Annotated in this window: 15 protein-coding genes; 10 read left to right on the plus strand and 5 right to left on the minus strand. The window is 68.1% G+C overall.

Features of this window, described 5'->3' with window-relative positions; all coding sequences use genetic code 11:
- Positions 1 to 4: 4 nt before the first annotated feature.
- Both AC1D2H_RS00650 and AC1D2H_RS00655 read left to right on the plus strand, forming a co-directional pair.
- Positions 5 to 1,138 (plus strand): glycoside hydrolase family 5 protein, encoded by a 1,134-nt coding sequence (locus AC1D2H_RS00650; RefSeq protein WP_478009515.1) that lies wholly within the window; start codon positions 5 to 7, stop codon positions 1,136 to 1,138.
- A gap of 13 nt (positions 1,139 to 1,151) precedes the next feature.
- Positions 1,152 to 2,177: a glycoside hydrolase family 5 protein gene (locus tag AC1D2H_RS00655; protein WP_478009516.1), complete on the plus strand. Its 1,026-nt coding sequence runs from the start codon at positions 1,152 to 1,154 to the stop codon at positions 2,175 to 2,177.
- Here the strand turns inward: AC1D2H_RS00655 and AC1D2H_RS00660 are convergent.
- Complete coding sequence (locus tag AC1D2H_RS00660) at positions 2,149 to 3,147, minus strand: saccharopine dehydrogenase NADP-binding domain-containing protein (protein ID WP_478009517.1); 999 nt, start codon at positions 3,145 to 3,147, stop codon at positions 2,149 to 2,151. The genes AC1D2H_RS00655 and AC1D2H_RS00660 overlap by 29 nt on opposite strands.
- A gap of 88 nt (positions 3,148 to 3,235) precedes the next feature.
- Between AC1D2H_RS00660 and AC1D2H_RS00665 the strand changes: the two genes are divergently transcribed.
- Together AC1D2H_RS00665 and AC1D2H_RS00670 are read left to right on the plus strand one after the other, a co-directional pair.
- Positions 3,236 to 3,832 (plus strand): TetR/AcrR family transcriptional regulator, encoded by a 597-nt coding sequence (locus AC1D2H_RS00665; RefSeq protein WP_478009518.1) that lies wholly within the window; start codon positions 3,236 to 3,238, stop codon positions 3,830 to 3,832.
- Between the two features lie 107 nt (positions 3,833 to 3,939).
- A complete protein-coding gene (locus AC1D2H_RS00670; RefSeq protein ID WP_478009519.1) occupies positions 3,940 to 4,737 on the plus strand; it encodes a class II glutamine amidotransferase in 798 nt (265 codons plus the stop codon).
- On the opposite strand, the gene pgm is transcribed toward AC1D2H_RS00670, so the two are convergent.
- The 4 genes from pgm to garD all read right to left on the minus strand — a co-directional run bounded on the left by pgm (position 4,723) and on the right by garD (position 10,269).
- Positions 4,723 to 6,378, minus strand: a complete 1,656-nt coding sequence (pgm, locus tag AC1D2H_RS00675) for a phosphoglucomutase (alpha-D-glucose-1,6-bisphosphate-dependent) (protein ID WP_478009520.1) — start codon at positions 6,376 to 6,378, stop codon at positions 4,723 to 4,725. The genes AC1D2H_RS00670 and pgm overlap by 15 nt on opposite strands.
- Positions 6,379 to 6,461: 83 nt before the next feature.
- On the minus strand, positions 6,462 to 7,397 hold the full coding sequence (locus tag AC1D2H_RS00680; protein WP_477933073.1) for a ketopantoate reductase family protein: 936 nt from the start codon (positions 7,395 to 7,397) through the stop codon (positions 6,462 to 6,464).
- 107 nt (positions 7,398 to 7,504) lie between these two features.
- Positions 7,505 to 8,659, minus strand: coding sequence for a tellurite resistance TerB family protein (locus tag AC1D2H_RS00685; protein ID WP_477933075.1), 1,155 nt, complete (start codon positions 8,657 to 8,659; stop codon positions 7,505 to 7,507).
- Between the two features lie 20 nt (positions 8,660 to 8,679).
- Positions 8,680 to 10,269, minus strand: a complete 1,590-nt coding sequence (gene garD, locus AC1D2H_RS00690; RefSeq protein WP_478009521.1) for a galactarate dehydratase — start codon at positions 10,267 to 10,269, stop codon at positions 8,680 to 8,682.
- A gap of 116 nt (positions 10,270 to 10,385) precedes the next feature.
- Here garD and AC1D2H_RS00695 point away from each other — a divergent pair, with 116 nt between their 5' ends.
- From AC1D2H_RS00695 to AC1D2H_RS00720, 6 genes are all read left to right on the plus strand, one after another.
- Positions 10,386 to 11,111, plus strand: a complete 726-nt coding sequence (locus AC1D2H_RS00695; protein ID WP_477933079.1) for a FadR/GntR family transcriptional regulator — start codon at positions 10,386 to 10,388, stop codon at positions 11,109 to 11,111.
- A gap of 112 nt (positions 11,112 to 11,223) precedes the next feature.
- Complete coding sequence (kdgD, locus tag AC1D2H_RS00700) at positions 11,224 to 12,135, plus strand: 5-dehydro-4-deoxyglucarate dehydratase (protein WP_478009522.1); 912 nt, start codon at positions 11,224 to 11,226, stop codon at positions 12,133 to 12,135.
- A 30-nt stretch (positions 12,136 to 12,165) separates the two neighbouring features.
- On the plus strand, positions 12,166 to 13,137 hold the full coding sequence (locus AC1D2H_RS00705; RefSeq protein ID WP_477933083.1) for a Bug family tripartite tricarboxylate transporter substrate binding protein: 972 nt from the start codon (positions 12,166 to 12,168) through the stop codon (positions 13,135 to 13,137).
- 7 nt (positions 13,138 to 13,144) lie between these two features.
- Complete coding sequence (gudD, locus tag AC1D2H_RS00710) at positions 13,145 to 14,476, plus strand: glucarate dehydratase (RefSeq protein WP_478009523.1); 1,332 nt, start codon at positions 13,145 to 13,147, stop codon at positions 14,474 to 14,476.
- A 22-nt stretch (positions 14,477 to 14,498) separates the two neighbouring features.
- A complete protein-coding gene (locus AC1D2H_RS00715) occupies positions 14,499 to 15,938 on the plus strand; it encodes an aldehyde dehydrogenase family protein (RefSeq protein WP_477933087.1) in 1,440 nt (479 codons plus the stop codon).
- Between the two features lie 63 nt (positions 15,939 to 16,001).
- The gene (locus AC1D2H_RS00720) at positions 16,002 to 17,363 is read left to right on the plus strand and encodes an MFS transporter (protein WP_478009524.1); all 1,362 of its coding nucleotides are present in this window, start codon (positions 16,002 to 16,004) and stop codon (positions 17,361 to 17,363) included.
- The last annotated feature ends 63 nt before the right edge of the window (positions 17,364 to 17,426 follow it).

Consider the following 17,426-nt stretch of genomic DNA (forward strand, 5'->3'; position numbering starts at 1 on the left):
CGCCATGGGCCGCCTCGCCACTGCCCTGCTGATCGCGCTGCTGGCCGCCTGTGGAGGTGGGGGCGGCGGAGCTGCCGCCGAGCCAGCGCCCGCCACGCCCATCGATCCCTGGGCCGCCTATCCCACGACACCCGCCGGCACGCTGCCCGGCGCCTCGGCCCAGGCGCGCGCTGCCGCCACGGCCCTGGCCGGTGGCATCAACTTCGGCAATATGCTGGAAGCGCCGAGCGAAGGCGCCTGGGGCCTGAAGGTCGAGGACGAATTCATCCAGCTCTTCGGTCAGGGCGCAGGCCCCGGCACCAAGTACAGCCAGGCCGTGCGCCTGCCGGTGCGCTGGAGCAACCACGCCAGCCTGGATCCCGCGGCCACCATCGACGCAGCCTTCATGAGCCGGGTCGAAAGCATCGTCACCCGCCTGCTGGCGCGCAACGTCACCGTGGTGCTGAACATGCACCACTACCACCAGCTCGATGGCGATGCCGTCGAGGCCGGCGAGGCCCCGGCCGCGGCCGACGTGGTGCAGCTGCGCTTCCTGGCCATGTGGCGCCAGATCGCCGAGCGCTTTGCCGCGGCCGGGCCGGGCCTGGTGTTCGAGCTCTACAACGAGCCGCACAACAGGCTCGAAGCCGACTGGAACACGCTGGCCTCGCGCGCCCTGCGCGTCGTGCGCACCAGCAATCCGACCCGCGTCGTCATGATCGGCCCGGTGCAGTGGAACAGCCCCTACGCGCTGTCCAGGCTGCAGCTGCCCGCCGACGCCAACCTGCTGCTGACCGTCCACCACTACGAGCCTTTCAGCTTCACCCACCAGGGCGCCGAATGGATCAGCCCGGTGCCGCCGCTCGGCGTGGACTGCTGCGACGCGACCCAGCTGGCCAAGATCCGCGAGGGTTTCGACCTGGCCGCCAACGAAGGCAGGCGCCTGGGCTACCCCGTCGTGGTGGGCGAGTTCGGCGCCTACAGCCGCGCGGCGCTGGGCGCGCGCGTGCGCTATCTCAAAGCCATGCGCGCTGAGATGTCCGCCCGCCAGTTGCCCTGGATGTACTGGGAGCTGGCCGCGGGCTTCGGCCTCTACGACCCGCAAGCCCACGCCTGGCGGACCGATCTGGTCCAGGCCCTGTACGGCAACACGCCCTGATGAAAGAACCAAGATGCGACATCTGTTGACCCTCTGTTTGCTGGCAGGCCTCGCACAGAGCGCCTGCGCGGCCGAGCCGCTGCCCTGGCGCGGCATCAGCCTGTCCAGCGCCGAATGGGGCGAGAAGAACTTCCCCGGCGACTACGACAAGGACTTCGTCTATCCCAGCGTCGCCAGCACGGCCTACTACCAGGCCAAGGGCATGAACCTGATGCGCATCGCCTTCCGCTGGGAGCGGCTGCAGCCCGCGCTGAATGGCGAGTTCGACGCGGCCGAACTGGCCCGCCTGCGTGAGTTCGTCGACGGCACGACAGCGCGCGGCCTGCATGTGCTGCTGGACCCGCATAACTACGCAGCCTACAAGGAGGTGCACATCGGCAAGCCCGAGGTGCCCTTCGCCGCCTTCGCCGACTTCTGGCGCCGGCTCTCGCTGCAGTTCAAGGACAACCCCAAGGTCCAGTTCGGCCTCGTCAACGAGCCGCGCAATATGCCGACCGAGACCTGGGGCCAGGCCGCCCAGGCCGCCATCGACGCCATCCGCAAGACCGGTGCGACCAACCTCATCACCCTGCCCGGCAACGGCTACACCGGCGCCTGGAGCTGGTTCGAGTCCAAGTGGTACGGCACGCCCAACGCCGAGGTGATGGGCAAGGTGAGCGACCCGCTCGACCGCATGGTCTTCGAGGTGCACCAGTATTTCGACAAGGACGGTTCAGGCACGAATGCCGAATGCGTCAGCCCCGAGATCGGCGTCGAGCGGCTCAAGCGCTTCACCGAATGGCTGCGCAAGAACAAGAAGCGCGCCATCCTGGGCGAACTGGGCGGCGGCGCCAATGCCGTCTGCGAGCAGGCCGTCACCGGCGCGCTGCTGCATCTGCAGGCCAACGCCGATGTCTGGGACGGCTGGCTGTGGTGGGCCGGTGGCCCGTGGTGGAAGGACTATTTCCTTTCGCTGGAGCCGCACGCCGACGGCCGCGACAAGCCGCAGATGCGCTGGCTGGCGCCCTACCTCAGCCCCACTGCAGTTCGACGTCCTTGATCGCCTGAAGGAAGTCCCTGGCATCGAAGGCCTCGCCCAGCGCCAGCGCGCCGCTGCGCTTGAAGGACGGTTGCAGCATGCGCTCTGCCGCTTCCACGACCAGCGGGGCCGACACCGCGTAGATGTCCTGGCCGCGAGCGACCGCCTTTCTTGCGCTCTGACCCTCGCCCGCCTGCACCACCATCTCGAAGCGCTGCGCCGAGCGCCCCTGCGCGTCGCTGGCCGCGGGCGGCGGCGTGGTGGTATCGCGGATCTCTTGAAGCGACGACAGCGTCAGCCACGAGCGCAGGTTCTGCACGCGCAGATGGCGAGCGATGGTGATGACTTCGCTGAAAGGCAGCTCGACCATGGCCTGCTCACCGTGCTCAACGCTGAACACCCAGTCGCGCTGCGCCGCCGGCGTCGGCATGCGCGCGATCTGGCCGCCTTGCAGCACGACGCGCGGCATCTGGTTGCGCTCGCCGGTCTTGCGCGTGCCCTCGGTCGGCCACCAGTGATCCAGCGCGATGGCAATGGCCAGGTCGTGAACGGCACCGTCGCCCGCCAACGCCGTCGCCAGCAGATCGGCCAATCCACCGTAGAAGCCGGCAGCCGGGATGACGGCCACGCCGGCCTCGCGGGCCCGGGCATCGAAGTTCTCGAAGACGGCTTCAGCGCTGGCCTGCTCGGCCGTCACGTCGATATAGCCGCAGCCGGCGCGCAGGGCCGCCTCGATGATGGGCGCCGCCGTGTCGAGAAACGGCCCGGCGCAGTTGATGACGACGCCACAGCCTCTCAGCGCTGCGTCCAGCGCAGCCGCATCGTCGACGGCCGCCACCCGCGCCTCCACGCCGGCCGGCAGCCGCGACGCATCCCGCCCGATGGCGACGACTCTGAGTCCGCGCCTCAGCGCCTCGTTGACGACGAAACGCCCGGTGTGCCCGCCCGCACCGTAAATCGCGATTGCCTGCTTGCCCAAATCCTTGGTCATGATCATCCTTTAAAACGAGACAGACCTGTCTGTTCTTTGAACGATACAGAATGGTCTGTATCGTGTCAACATCGAATCGACCGCCGTGATGAAGATGCCCGCTGAAACCGCCCCGGAAGCCCAGAACGTCCGCGAACGCCTGCTCGGCGTGGCCTCCAATCTCTTCTACAAGAACGGCGTGCGCGCCGTCGGCATCGATCTCGTCATCGAGCAGGCCGGCGTGGCCAAGAGCAGCCTGTACCGCCACTTCCGCACCAAGGACGACCTCATCGCGGCCTTCCTGGAGCGAGAGGACGTCGACTTCTGGGCGACCTGGGACCAGGTCGCGGCGGACCACGCGGGCGATGCCGCGGCCGAGCTGGACGCGCATATGCGCTGGATCGGCGAGCGCCTGGGGCGCGCCAACTACCGCGGCTGCCCGCAGATCAATGTGGCCGCCGAGTTCGCGGAGCAGGATCACCCCGCCCGCGGCGTGGCGCGCGCCCACATGCAGGCGCTGCGCTCGCGGCTGATGGCCCTCGCCCAACGGCTCGACGTCCGCCAGCCCGAACTGTTGGCGGCGCAGTTGGCGGTGCTCATCAATGGCGCCTTCGTCAGCGCCGAACTGCTCGCGCCCGACGAGGCGACGGCGGTGCTGATGGCGGCCCAGCGCGCCCTCGTGGAGGGTGCACGCCGCGCGGCGTGACACATGCCGCAAGGCATGAGCTCATGACAAAAGCTTTGTTGGGCTTTCTGTCATCCGCCATCAGACTTGCGGCGTTCCCACAGCACCGACAGCTTCCGCCCCCACCGATGTGTGAGCTTTTCGCCCTCAACAGCCGCCAGCCGGCCGCCGCCACCTTCTCACTGAGTGGCTTCGCCGCCCGCGGTGGGCGCACCGCGGATCATGTCGACGGCTGGGGCGTGGCCTTCCACGATGGCGAGCGCTGCGAGGTCACCGTCGAGGACAGCCCGGCCGCCGAGTCCGAACTGGCGCGCCATCTGGGCCACCACCCGGTGCGGGCCCGCAACATCCTGGCCCACATCCGCAAGGCCACCCAGGGCGCCCGCACGCTGGAGAACTGCCACCCCTTTCGCCGCGACTGGGCCGGCCGCACCTGGGTCTTTGCCCACAACGGCGACCTGAAGGACTTCCACCCCGCGCTCGACGGCAGCTTCACGCCCGCCGGCCAGACCGACAGCGAACGCGCCTTCTGCTGGTTGATGCAGCGGCTTGAGCAGCACTTCGGCGACCACCTGCCTGCATGGCTCGAGCTGGCGGCCACGCTGACGCCCTGGATCCACGAAGTCGCCGAGCACGGCCGCTTCAACCTGCTGCTCACCGATGGCCGCGCCATGCTGGCCCATGCGTCCACCAAGCTGCACTGGCTGCAGCGCCGCCCGCCCTTCGGCCATGTGTCGCTGCGCGACGGCGACCTGAGCGTGGACCTGGCCACCGTCAACAACCCGGCCGATCGCATGGCCCTGGTGTCGACCGAGCCGCTGACGCACGAGGCTTGGCAGGCATTCGCGCCCGGCGAGGTGCGTGTGTTCCAGGACGGCGACTGCGTGTTTCTGAGCGAAGGCGTGGCGGAACTAGCCGCCGCTTAAGGCGGCATCCACAAGGCCTCGTGCTTCCTGCAGCAGCAGCTGTAGATGCGCTTCGTCCCGCCAGCTCTCGGCGTAGACCTTGTAGATGTCTTCGGTGCCCGAGGGCCGCGCGGCAAACCAGCCGCCGCCGGTGATCACCTTGAGGCCGCCAATCGGCGCACCGTTGCCGGGCGCCTGGCTCAGGACTGCCTCGATGGGATCCCCCGCCAATGTCTTCGCGGTGACCTGGGCCGCTGTCAGCGCGGCCAGCTTGGCTTTCTGCTCCCGCGTGGCCGGGCCTTCCACCCGATCCGCATGCGGCGTGCCGAGCTCGGCAGTCAGGCGCTGGTAGTACACGCCCGGGTCGCGGCCCGTGCGGGCCGTGATCTCGGCGGCCMGCAGCGCCGCCGCCAAGCCGTCCTTGTCCGTTGTCCACACGCGGCCGTCGCGGCGCAGAAAGGACGCCCCCGCGCTCTCCTCGCAGCCCAGGCCCAGGCTGCCGTCCAGCAGCCCCGGCGCAAACCACTTGAAGCCCACGGGCGCCTCGAACAGGCGACGGCCCAGGCGCTGCGCGACGCGATCGATCAGTGCCGTGGTGACGACGGTCTTGCCGACGGCGGCACTCGCCTTCCATCCCGGGCGGTGGCCGAACAGATAGTCCACCGCCACGCTGAGGTAGTGGTTGGGCGGCATCAGGCCAGCGCTGCGCGTGACGATGCCATGGCGGTCATGGTCGGTGTCGCAGGCGAAGGCCACGTCGAAGCGCTCACGCATCTGCGTCAGCCTGCGCATCGCCCAGGGTGACGAGGGGTCCATGCGGATCTGCCCATCCCAATCCAGCGTCATGAAGGCAAAGCGCGGGTCCACCACATCGCTGACGACGGTCAGCGGCAGGCGGTAGCGCTCGGCAATCGCCGGCCAGTAGTCCACGCCGGCGCCGCCCAGGGGGTCCACACCCAACTGCAACCCGGAGCCGCGGATGACGTCGAAATCGATGACCTGCTGCAGCGCCGCGACGTACTGGGCCAGATAGTCGTGCTCATGGCAGCCCAGCGCCGCGAGCGCCTGCTCGGGGTCCTTGCGCAGCACGCCCTTGAGCCCTTGCTGCAGATAGGCGTTGGCGGCGGCCTGGATGCTGCCCGTGACATCGCCATCCGCCGGGCCGCCATGGGGCGGGTTGTATTTGAACCCGCCGTCGCGCGGCGGGTTGTGCGAAGGCGTGACGACGATGCCGTCGGCGCGCTGCCAGCCCTCGCGACCCTGGTTGTATTCCAGGATGGCGAGGGACACCGCGGGCGTTGGCGTGAATTGACCCGGCGGCGCCAGCATGACGTTCACGCCGTTGGCCGCCAGCACCTCCAGTGCGCTGCGAGAGGCGGGCTCGGACAGCGCATGCGTGTCGGCCCCAAGGAAGAGCGGCCCGGCTATGTTGTGCTGCTTGCGGTGGTCGCAGATGGCCTGGGTGATGGCCAGCACATGCCATTCATTGAACGAGCCGTCCAGGGAAGAGCCCCGGTGGCCCGAGGTGCCGAAGCTGACGAGCTGTTCGGCACAGGAAGGGTCGGGTTGGCGCGAGAAATAGGCCTCCCGCAGGGCCTCGACGTCGATGAGGATGTCGGGCGGCGCGGGTTGGCCGGCAAGTGGATGGTGTTCTGCACTCATGCCCCGCATGCTGCCCAGCATGGCGAGTCGATGATGCCGGACTGTTACACCTGGATTTGCAGGCCCTGGCCTACAGCACGGGGCTATGCCTGTTCGACCGGTACCACGCCATGCTCATGCAGCAGCAGCCCGCGGTACACCGCCGTGTGCGCCGGCGTCCCAACGCCCAGTTGCAAGCCCAGGCCATGCACGCGCCCGCTGAGCCAACTCAGCTCGAGGCGATTGCCTCGCTCCAGGTCTTCGGCCATCGATGAGCGAAAGGCCGCCGGCATCGCGGCAAGCTTGCCCATGACCTCGTCGGCGAGGCCCGCGCGCATCGCCACGCCATGGGCCTGTGCCACGGCAACGGCTTCGTCCACCAATTGGCGCTGGAAGGCCCGCGTCTCGGCATTGCCAAGGATGGCCCCCATGCGCGCACGCAGCAGCGAGGTGGCGCCGGACAGCGAGGCCAGGGCGACAAACTTCTCCCAGATCGTCTGCGTCGCGTTGTCGCTGAGCTTCACGGACAGCCCGGCCAGACCCGCCGCGGTCCGCTCCAACTCGGCCATCGTCGCGTCGCCATTCAGCCGGTCGGCAACGATCATGTGCAGGCCACCCGGTGAGCGGATCACGCCCGGCCGGGCGACGACGGCGGACACATAGATCACACCGCCCAGCACCGTGGCGGACGCATCAAGGTGAGCGCGGATCATGGCCACGCTGTCGATGCCGTTCTGCAGCGTGAGCACCCGCGTGTGAGGCCCGACCAGCGCGGCCATGGCCCGGGCCGCGCTCTCCGTGTCGAAGAGCTTGACCGCAAAGATCACCAGATCGACCGGCCCCACGCTGGCAGGGTCGTCCGTGGCGCTGACATGCGGAAGATGCAGCGCAAGCTCGGGGTGCTCGATCCGAAGGCCCTCTCGCTGCAATGCGGCCAGGTGAGCGCCGCGGGCGATGAACACCACGTCATGCCCTGCCTGCTGCAACCACGCGCCGGCATAGCCGCCAACGCCGCCCGAGCCCATGATCGCGATGCGCATGATCGTCCTGCCGCCTGAACCTTGAAGAACGCGCAGGATAGTGGGCTGCCGCGCGGCGCGCTCGCCTGTGGTTTCAGCTCATCGGCGCGGGTTTGAACGGCAGCAGATCAGCGGTCTGGCGGCCGCTTCTTCATTCTTTCAATGCCGGCCTTGGCCAGATCCAGCGAACGCTTGGCCTTGTCCTGGACCTGCTCAGCACTGGGCATCTTCTCCTCGGCCCAGGCCGCGACCTTGCGCACGCCCTGTTCCACCTGGGTCGCGGTCGTGCTCGCCGCGGCTTGCAACTGCTCCGGCGATGGCAGGCGTTCGCGCGTCCAGTCGGCGGCGTCTTTGGCCGACGTGCCCAGCTGCTCCGCACCCGCCCTGGCGCCATGCAAGGCCTTGGTCGCCACGCTGCCGGCGGCGGCCTGCAGCTCCTCGGGCGACGGCAGGCGCTCGCGCGTCCATTCGGCGGCTTCCTTCGCCGAATGCCCCAATTGGCCGGCGGCCTTGCCGACGCCCGACCTGGCCGTGACCCAGGCCTTGGCGAGTGGACCGTCAGGCTCGTGCAGCAGCAGCGTCAGGCTGGCCTGCAGCGCCGTCTCTTCAGCCTCGGACAGCGGCCCGCCGGCCTCCAGCAGCCGGCGCAGGAACTCGCCGAGATCGGTGGCGATGGCCTTGTGGTTGCAGTCGGGGTTGGCATGCAGGAACGCCGACAGCTCCGCCGCCATCTCTTCGACCGAGCCCTGCATGACGCCCGGCTCGATCTGCGCGATGGCCTGGGTGACGAAGCTGGCATCCAGACCCCAGTCGTCCACCAGGTGCTGCACCAGCGCATGCCTCTCGGCGGGCTCGATGCTGCCATCCACCGCGGCCAGCCGCAGCGCCAGCGGCGCGATGAGATCGAAGAGGGCCAGGCCCAGGGTATCCAGCGGCGTGTTCAGGAATTTGGGGATCTCGATGACGCGCGAGCCCTTGGTGTCGCCCAGCCATCGGTACAAGCCGTAGCAGGCGCCGCCCGAGGCCAGCGCAGCCAGTGCCACCCAGCCGATGGGCGTGGTGGCGGCGCCGATGCCCAGCACACCAGACTTCACGACGGCCGCGCCCGCGCCGGCGGCGCCCAGCACGTCCCAGACTTCGCGGGTGCGGTTGATCATGCGCAGGGACTTGTAGGCGTTCTCGCCGATGGCGAGCTTGGCCTTGAACCGCAGGGGCTCGGCAACGACGCGCGTGACGCCTTCAAGCGCGGTGCCGGTTTCGCTGGGGCTGGGTTGGGTGCTCATGGCACCCAAGCATAGAGGGATCAGGTGACAGGCGCAGGGTTGAACAGCACCAGGCTGTTGTGCAGCTTCCAGTGCTCGGCCCAGGTCTTCTTGCGGCCACTGGCGACGTCCAGCAGCAGGCGGAACATCGCCCAGCCGGTCTCTTCGATGGTGGCTTCGCCGTCGGCGATCTTGCCGGCGTTGATGTCCATCAGGTCATGCCAGCGGCGCGCCAGGTCGCTGCGCGTCGCGACCTTCACCACGGGGCATTCGGCCAGGCCATAGGGCGTGCCGCGGCCAGTGGTGAATATGTGCAGATTCATGCCGGCGGCCAATTGCAGCGTGCCGCAGATGAAGTCGCTGGCTGGCGTCGCCGCGTAGACGAGGCCGCGCTGGTCTTGCAGCAGCTTGTCGCCCGGCGCCAGCACATGCGAGATGGCCGAGCTGCCGCTCTTGATGATGGAGCCCATCGCCTTCTCGGCGATATTGGAAAGGCCGCCGGCCTTGTTGCCGGGCGTGGTGTTGGCGGCGCGGTCGACGCGGCCACGGTCGAGGTAGCGGTCGTACCAGCCGAGTTCGCGAATGATGGCGTCGGCCACTTCCGCGCTGGCGGCGCGGCTGGTCAGTTGCTCGACGGCATCGCGCACCTCGGTGTTCTCGCTGAACATGATGGTGGCACCGGCGCGCACCAGCAGGTCAGCGCAGAAGCCCACGGCCGGGTTGGCCGTCACGCCCGAGAAGGCGTCGCTGCCGCCGCACTGCACGCCGACAACGAGTTCGCTGGCCGGCACGGTCTCGCGGCGGCGCGCATTCAGGCGTTCGAGGTGCGGCCTGGCGCTGTTGAGGATGTCGTCGAGCATGGACATGAAACCGACGTGCACATCGTCCTGCAGGCAGATGGTCTCGGGGCCGCTCGCGGGGTCGCGCTCGTCGGTGATCGGGAAGGAGCCCGGTGGCAGCAGGCGCGCCGGCTGCAGCTTTTCGCAGCCCAGGCTCACCACCATCACTTCACCACCGAAGTTGGGGTTCAGCGAGATGTTCTTCAGCGTCCGGATCGGGATGACGGCGTCCGGCGCGTCGATGGCCACGCCGCAGCCATAGCTGTGCTCCAGGCCGATGACGTCGTCGACATGGGGATAGAGCGGCAGCAGCTCGGCCTTGATGCGCGCCACCGCCTGCGCGACGACGCCGGCCACGCACTGCACGGTCGTTGTGATGGCCAGGATGTTGCGCGTGCCGACCGAGCCATCCTTGTTGCGATAGCCCTGGAAGGTGTAGCCCGCCAAAGGCTCGACGGCCGGCGGCTTGACGGTCGCGATGGGCAGGCCTTCGAGCGCACGCGCCGCCGGCATCTGCAGCAGGCGCTCATGCACCCAGCTGCCGGCGGGGATGGCTTTCAGCGCATAGCCGATGGGCACGCCGTAGCGCAGCACCACCTCGCCCTCGGCCAGGTCGCGCAGCGCGACCTTGTGGCCCTGCGGCACCTTGTCTCGCAGAACCAGGCCCGCGCCGGGCACGCCGTCCGGCAGCTTCGTGCCTTCGGGCAAGCCGCCGTCGTTGGCGACGATGGCGACGTTGTCCTCGTCGCGCATGCGGATGGTCAGCGGGGGGCGAGTAGAAACGACATTCATATCCGGCGGCGGCGTGGCTAAAGTGCGAACAGGGCTTGTTGTACGTCGTCTAGTTGTCGTACAACTACTCCACTTTAGACGCCCTTGCCACTTCAATACTCCGGGAAAACCCGCGAATGCACCCTCCCATCACCCGCCGCCGGCCGCGTTCGCTGGCTTTTGAACTGGTCGATTCGCTCGGAGACCGCATCCGCGCCGGCCAGTTGCAGACGGGCGACAAGCTGCCGACCGAGGCGGCCATCATGGAGGAGTTCGAGGTCAGCCGCACCGTCGTGCGCGAGGCCATCTCCAAGTTGCAGGCGGCCGGGCTGGTCGAGACGCGGCATGGCATCGGTACCTTCGTGCTCGGGGCGGGCGATGCGCCCTCCTTCAAGATCACGCCGGAGCAGTTCAGCACCTTGCAGGACGTCATCGCCGTGCTGGAACTGCGCATCGGCCTGGAAACCGAGGCCGCCGGCCTGGCGGCCCAACGCCGCAGCGAAGCCAATCTTGCTGCCTTGCGCAAGGCGCTGGACGCCGTCATCGCCGCCGTCGAGGCCGGCCAGGACTCGGTCGCGGCGGATTTCCAGTTTCACCTCGAGATCGCGCGCGCGACACAGAACGGCCACTTCGCCGAACTGATGGCGACACTGGGCGCCCAGATCATTCCGCGCGCGCGGCTGGAGCCGGTGGCGGACATGAGCGCCGAGCGCCTGGCTTATATGCGCCGGGTCAACACCGAACACGAGAACATCCTGGATGCGATCGCCAACCAGGACGCCGAATCGGCCCGCGCAGCCATGCGCACTCATCTGAGCAACAGCCGCGAACGCCGCCGCCGCGCCCAGGCCGAAGCCAACTGACCTTCGGTAAAGAAGCGATCCTCGCGGGTTTTCCCTAGTCTTTGTGGATTTGATCCAAGTTGTACGATGACCTACAACTTCTGCATCCCCACACCCTTTCGGAGAGCCGCCCATGTCGCCCCAAGAACTCAAAGCCGTGCTGGAAGCCGGCCTGCTGTCCTTCCCGCTGACCGACTTCGACGCGCAACTGAACTTCGCGCCCAAGCCCTACGCCGACCGCCTGGAGTGGCTGCAGCCCTATGGCGCATCAGCGCTGTTCGCGGCCGGCGGCACGGGTGAGTTCTTCTCGCTGGAGCCGGGCGAATACAGCGACATCATCAAGATCGCCCTGGACACCTGCCGCGGCCGCACGCCCATCCTGGCCGGCGCCGGCGGTGGCACCCGCGTCGCCATCCAGTACGCGCAGGAGGCCGAGCGCCTGGGCGCGCAAGGCGTGCTGCTGCTGCCCCACTACCTGACCGAAGCCAGCCAGGAAGGCCTGATCGCCCACGTCGAGGCCGTCTGCAAGAGCGTCAAGTTCGGCGTCGTCGTCTACAACCGTGGCGCCTGCAAGCTGACGCCGCAGAGCCTGCTGGTGCTGGCCGACCGCTGCCCCAACCTGATCGGCTTCAAGGACGGCCTGGGCGACATCGAGAAGTTCGTCTCCATCCGCCAGACCCTGGGCGATCGCTTCGCCTACCTGGGCGGCCTGCCCACGGCCGAGCTGTTTGCCGGCGCCTACAAGGCCATGGGCTGCCCGGTCTACTCGTCGGCCGTCTTCAACTTCATTCCCAAGACGGCGATGGAGTTCTACAACGCCCACGCGGCCGGCGACACCGCCACCTGCGACCGCCTGGTGCGCGACTTCTTCATCCCCTATGTGGCCCTGCGCAACAAGGGCGAGGGCTATGCCGTGTCCATCGTGAAGGCCGGCGCGACGCTGGTCGGCCACAGCGCCGGCCCGGTGCGCCCGCCGCTGTCCGACATGCTGCCGACGGAAGTCGACCAGCTCGGCGCGCTGATCTCCAAGCTCGGCCCGCAATAAACCACAACGATTCCAACAGGAGACCAACCGATGAAGCGACTGCTGACCTCCGCGCTGCTGAGCCTCGCCACGCTGGCCATGGCGAGCACCGCCATGGCCCAGGCCTGGCCCGCCAAGCCCGTCACCCTGCTCGTGCCCTTCCCGCCCGGCGGCTCCACCGATGCCATTGCGCGCATGCTGAGCGTCAAGCTACAGGAGAAGCTCGGCGGTAGCTTCGTCGTCGACAACCGCGGTGGTGCGGGCGGCACCATCGGCACCGTCGCTGTCAAGCGTGCGGCGCCCGATGGCTACACCGTCCTCGTCACGTCCCTGGGCCCGCTGGTCATCGGCCCGCACCTGATGAAGAACATCGGCTACGACCCGACCAAGGACCTGGACTTCATCAGCGTCGCCGTACAGGCGCCCAACGTGCTGGTCGTGCCGGCCGCGTCGCCGCACAAGACCATGGCCGACGTGCTGGCCTTCATGAAGGCCAACCCCGACAAGATGAGCTTCGGCACCTCGGGCAACGGCAGCAGCGACCACATCACGGCCGAGTTGTTCTGGCAGCAGACGGGCACGAGCGGACTGCACATTCCCTACAAGGGCGGCGGCCCGGTCATGACCGACCTGCTGGGCAACCAGGTGGATTCCAGCTTCATGAACATCAACACTGCGCTGCCGCAGATCAAGGCCGGCAAGCTGCGCGCACTCGGTATCACGAGCGCCAAGCGCTCGCCAGTGCAACCCGATGTGCCGACGCTGGACGAACTGGGCATCAAGGGCGTGCAGGTTTATTCGTGGCAGGCCGTGGCGGCCCCCAAGGGTCTGCCGGCGGACATCAAGACCAAGCTGCACGGCGCGGTTGTCGCCGCGCTGAATGCGCCGGACGTCAAGCCCAAGCTGCTGGAGCAGGGCTTTGAAATCGTCGGCAACACGCCCGAGCAGTTCACCGCCTTCCAGGCCGCCGAGTTCGAGCGCTGGAAGAAGGTCATCACCGAGCGCAAGATCACGGCGGATTGAAGTTTCCATGAGCAGTTCCACACCCGTCATCAAAGAGCTGCGCGTCGTGCCCGTCGCCGGGCGCGACAGCATGCTGCTCAATCTCAGCGGCGCGCATGCGCCCTTCTTCACGCGCAACATCCTGATCCTGACCGACAGCGCCGGCCACACCGGCGTCGGCGAAGTGCCGGGCGGCGAGAAGATCCGCCAGACGCTGGAAGACGCGCGCCAGCTGGTCATCGGCCAGCCCATCGGCGCCCACCAGCGCGTGCTGCAGCAGGTCAGCCAGAGCTTTGCAGACCGCGATGCCGGCGGCCGCGGCCTGCAGACCTTCGACCTGCGCACCACCATCCATGCGGCCACGGCCATCGAGTCGGCCTTCCTCGACCTGCTCGGCCAGCACCTCGGCGTGCCGGTCGCGGCCCTGCTCGGCGAAGGGCAGCAGCGCGACGCGGTCGAGATGCTGGGCTATCTCTTCTACGTCGGCGACCGCAAGAAAACCGACCTGCCCTACAACGCCGAGCCCGACGCCGACAACGCCTGGAGCCGCCTGCGTCACGAGGTGGCGCTGACTCCCGAGGCCGTCGTCAAGCTCGCCGAGGCAGCGCGAGAGCGCTACGGCTTCAACGACTTCAAGCTCAAGGGCGGCGTGCTGCGCGGCGACGAGGAAGTCGAGGCCATCCGTGCGCTGCACGAGCGCTTCCCCGATGCCCGCGTGACGCTGGACCCCAATGGCGGCTGGCTGCTGAAGGATGCGATCCGCCTGATGCGCGACATGAAGGGCGTGCTGGCCTATGCCGAAGATCCCTGCGGCGCCGAAGACGGTTTCTCGGGCCGCGAGGTGATGGCCGAGTTCCGCCGCGCCACCGGCCTGCCCACGGCCACCAACATGGTCGCCACCGACTGGCGCCAGTTGAGCCACGCGCTGTCGCTGCAGAGCGTGGACATCCCGCTGGCCGACCCGCATTTCTGGACCATGGCCGGCTCGGTGCGCGTGGCCCAGACCTGCCGCGACTGGGGCCTGACCTGGGGCTCGCATTCCAACAACCACTTCGACGTCTCGCTGGCCATGTTCACCCATGTCGGCGCGGCCGCGCCCGGCAAGGTCACGGCCATCGACACGCACTGGATCTGGCAGGATGGCCAGCGCCTGACCAAAGAGCCGCTGCAGATCCTCGGCGGCCACGTGAAGGTGCCCGAGAAGCCAGGCCTGGGCGTGGAACTCGACATGGCCGAAGTGGAAAAGGCACATGCGCTATACAAGCAACATGGCCTGGGCGCACGCGATGACGCCATCGCGATGCAATACCTGATCCCCGGCTGGACCTTCAACCCCAAGCGGCCCGCCCTGGACCGTTGAACAACCGATAAAGCAGTAGCCCATGTTCAAGAACCTGATTGCTGGCGAATGGCTGGACGGCCACGCCGTCTCCCGCAACATCAACCCGTCCGACACGCGCGACCTGGTGGGCGAATACGCCCAGGCCGACGCCGCCCAAGCCGAACTCGCGATTTCCGCCGCGAGCGCCGCCTTCCCGGCCTGGAGCCTGTCCACGCCGCAGCAGCGCTTCGACATCCTCGACGCCATCGGCACCGAGATCCTGGCTCGCCGCGCCGAGCTCGGCGACCTGCTGGCCCGCGAGGAGGGCAAGACCCTGCCTGAAGCGATTGGCGAGGTCGGGCGCGCCGGCTACATCTTCAAGTTCTTCGCCGGTGAGGCGCTGCGCCCGGGCGGCGAAAGCCTGCCCTCGGTGCGCCCCGGCGTCGGCGTGGAAGTCACGCGCGAAGCCGTCGGCGTCGTCGGCCTCATCACGCCGTGGAACTTCCCCATCGCGATTCCGGCCTGGAAGATCGCGCCGGCCCTGGCCTTCGGCAACTGTGTCGTCTTCAAGCCGGCCGACCTCGTGCCCGGCTCGGCCTGGGCGCTGGCCGAGATCCTGTCGCGCTCGGGCCTGCCCGCCGGCGTGTTCAACCTCGTCATGGGCCGCGGCTCCGTCGTCGGCGAGAAGCTGTTGAACGACCCGCGCGTGGCGGCCATCAGCTTCACGGGTTCGGTCGCGACCGGCCAGAAGGTCGCTGCCGCCTGCGTCAGCCGCATGGCCAAGTTCCAGCTCGAGATGGGCGGCAAGAACCCCATGATCGTGCTGGACGACGCCGACCTCGGCGTGGCCGTGAACGCCGCCGTCAACAGCGGCTTCTTCTCCACCGGACAGCGCTGCACGGCTTCGTCGCGCCTGATCGTCACCGAAGGCATCCATGACCGTTTCATCGCCGCCATGGTCGAGAAGATGAAGACGCTGAAGGTCGACGACGCCCGCAAGGCCGGCACCGACATCGGCCCCGTGGTGGATGCCAGCCAGCTCGGCCAGGACGTCGACTACCTCGGCATCGCCAAGGCCGACGGCGGCAAGCTGGCACAGGGCGGCGAGCGCATCGAGCGCAACGCCGACGGCGCGCCGGGCTTCTACCTGACGCCGGCCCTCATCACCGACACGACGCCCGAGATGCGCATCAACCGCGAGGAAGTGTTCGGCCCGGTGGTCAGCGTGCTGCGCGCCCGCGACTACGAGCACGCACTGGCCCTGTCCAACGACACACCCTTCGGCCTGGCCGCCGGCATCGCCACGACGTCGCTCAAATACGCCACCCACTTCAAGCGCCACTCGCAGGCCGGCATGGTCATGGTCAACCTGCCGACGGCGGGCGTGGACTATCACGTGCCCTTCGGCGGCCGCAAGGGCAGCAGCTACGGCCCGCGCGAGCAGGGCCGCCATGCGGCCGAGTTCTACACGACCGTGAAGACGGCCTACACCCAGGCCTGACCCCACCCCATTGGCACCACCGCCCGACAAGAGGCGGAGCCGCTGCATTCCCGGAGACAACCGATGCACACCGCCACCGCCTCGCTGGCCCAAGCCGCAAGCGCCACGCGAACCAAGAAGCGCTTCGCCATCCTGGCCATGCTCTTCATCGTCACGACGATCAACTACGCCGACCGCGCCACGCTGTCCATCGCCGGGCCTGCGTTGTCCAAGGACCTGGGCATCGACTCGGTGACCATGGGCTTCATCTTCTCGGCCTTCGGCTGGTCCTATGTCATCGCGCAGTTGCCCGGCGGCTGGTTGCTGGACCGCTTCGGCTCCAAGAAGGTCTATGCGGCCAGCATCTTCATCTGGTCGGTGTTCACGCTGCTGCAGGGCGGCATCAGCTTCCTGACCGCGACGGCCACGACCGCCGTCGTCGTGCTGTTCGCGCTGCGCTTCCTGGTCGGCGCGGCCGAGGCGCCCTCCTTCCCGGCCAACGGCCGCATCGTCGCGTCCTGGTTCCCGGCCAACGAGCGTGGCACGGCTTCGGCCATCTTCAACTCGGCCCAGTACTTCGCCACCGTGCTGTTCGCGCCGCTGATGGGCTGGATCACGCACAGCTATGGCTGGCCAGCCGTCTTCGTCGTCATGGGCTTGCTGGGAATTGCTCTCAGCGCCGTCTGGATGAAGACCGTCTTCACGCCCAAGACCCACCCCGGCATCAACCAGGCCGAGCTCGACTACATCGCCGCCGGCGGCGCCCTGGTCCACATGGACCAGCCCGGCACGCAGAGCCGCAGCTTCAAGCCCGAATCGCCCAAGCTCGACTACATCAAGCAGCTGCTCTCCAACCGCATGCTGATGGGCGTCTACGTCGGCCAGTACTGCATCACCACGCTGACCTATTTCTTCCTGACCTGGTTCCCCGTCTACCTCGTCAAGGAACGCGGCATGTCCATCCTCAACGCCGGCTTCGTTGCGGCGCTGCCGGCCATCTGCGGCTTCGCCGGCGGCGTGCTGGGCGGCGTGATCTCGGACGGCCTGCTGCGCCGCGGCAAGAGCCTGACCATCGCCCGCAAGACGCCCATCGTCATCGGCATGCTGCTGTCCACCAGCATGATCCTGTGCAACTACGTCGACAGCGCCACCGTCGTCGTCGCCATCATGTCGCTGGCCTTCTTCGGCAAGGGCCTGGGGGCGCTGGGCTGGGCCGTCGTGTCGGACACCTCGCCCAAGGAAATCTCGGGCCTGTCGGGCGCGCTGTTCAACACCTTCGGCAACACCGCCGGTATCACGACGCCCATCGTCATCGGCTATCTGATCAAGGGCACGGGCTCGTTCAATGCGGCCCTGGTCTTTGTCGCCGCCAACGCGCTGGTGGCCGTCTGCTGCTACCTGTTCGTCGTGGGCGACATCAAGCGGTTTGAACTCAGGAAAGGTTGAATGGGTCTCCGCGATGCAGCGCGCCCTGGTTTGGGATGGGCTGCAAGGCGCAAACCGGAGTCG

The organism is Roseateles sp. P1_C1_2 (genome assembly GCF_056406535.1).

Excerpts from the sequence above, each read along its gene's own strand:
- gudD (WP_478009523.1), top strand. The coding sequence starts at position 13,145 with ATGAGCAGTTCCACACCCGTCATCAAAGAGCTGCGCGTCGTGCCCGTC.
- kdgD (WP_478009522.1), top strand. The coding sequence starts at position 11,224 with ATGTCGCCCCAAGAACTCAAAGCCGTGCTGGAAGCCGGCCTGCTGTCC.
- AC1D2H_RS00685 (WP_477933075.1), bottom strand. The coding sequence starts at position 8,659 with ATGAGCACCCAACCCAGCCCCAGCGAAACCGGCACCGCGCTTGAAGGC.
- AC1D2H_RS00670 (WP_478009519.1), top strand. The coding sequence starts at position 3,940 with ATGTGTGAGCTTTTCGCCCTCAACAGCCGCCAGCCGGCCGCCGCCACC.
- AC1D2H_RS00720 (WP_478009524.1), top strand. The coding sequence starts at position 16,002 with ATGCACACCGCCACCGCCTCGCTGGCCCAAGCCGCAAGCGCCACGCGA.
- AC1D2H_RS00715 (WP_477933087.1), top strand. The coding sequence starts at position 14,499 with ATGTTCAAGAACCTGATTGCTGGCGAATGGCTGGACGGCCACGCCGTC.
- AC1D2H_RS00660 (WP_478009517.1), bottom strand. The coding sequence starts at position 3,147 with ATGACCAAGGATTTGGGCAAGCAGGCAATCGCGATTTACGGTGCGGGC.
- AC1D2H_RS00665 (WP_478009518.1), top strand. The coding sequence starts at position 3,236 with ATGAAGATGCCCGCTGAAACCGCCCCGGAAGCCCAGAACGTCCGCGAA.
- AC1D2H_RS00705 (WP_477933083.1), top strand. The coding sequence starts at position 12,166 with ATGAAGCGACTGCTGACCTCCGCGCTGCTGAGCCTCGCCACGCTGGCC.
- AC1D2H_RS00695 (WP_477933079.1), top strand. The coding sequence starts at position 10,386 with ATGCACCCTCCCATCACCCGCCGCCGGCCGCGTTCGCTGGCTTTTGAA.
- AC1D2H_RS00650 (WP_478009515.1), top strand. The coding sequence starts at position 5 with ATGGGCCGCCTCGCCACTGCCCTGCTGATCGCGCTGCTGGCCGCCTGT.
- AC1D2H_RS00655 (WP_478009516.1), top strand. The coding sequence starts at position 1,152 with ATGCGACATCTGTTGACCCTCTGTTTGCTGGCAGGCCTCGCACAGAGC.
- AC1D2H_RS00680 (WP_477933073.1), bottom strand. The coding sequence starts at position 7,397 with ATGCGCATCGCGATCATGGGCTCGGGCGGCGTTGGCGGCTATGCCGGC.
- garD (WP_478009521.1), bottom strand. The coding sequence starts at position 10,269 with ATGAATGTCGTTTCTACTCGCCCCCCGCTGACCATCCGCATGCGCGAC.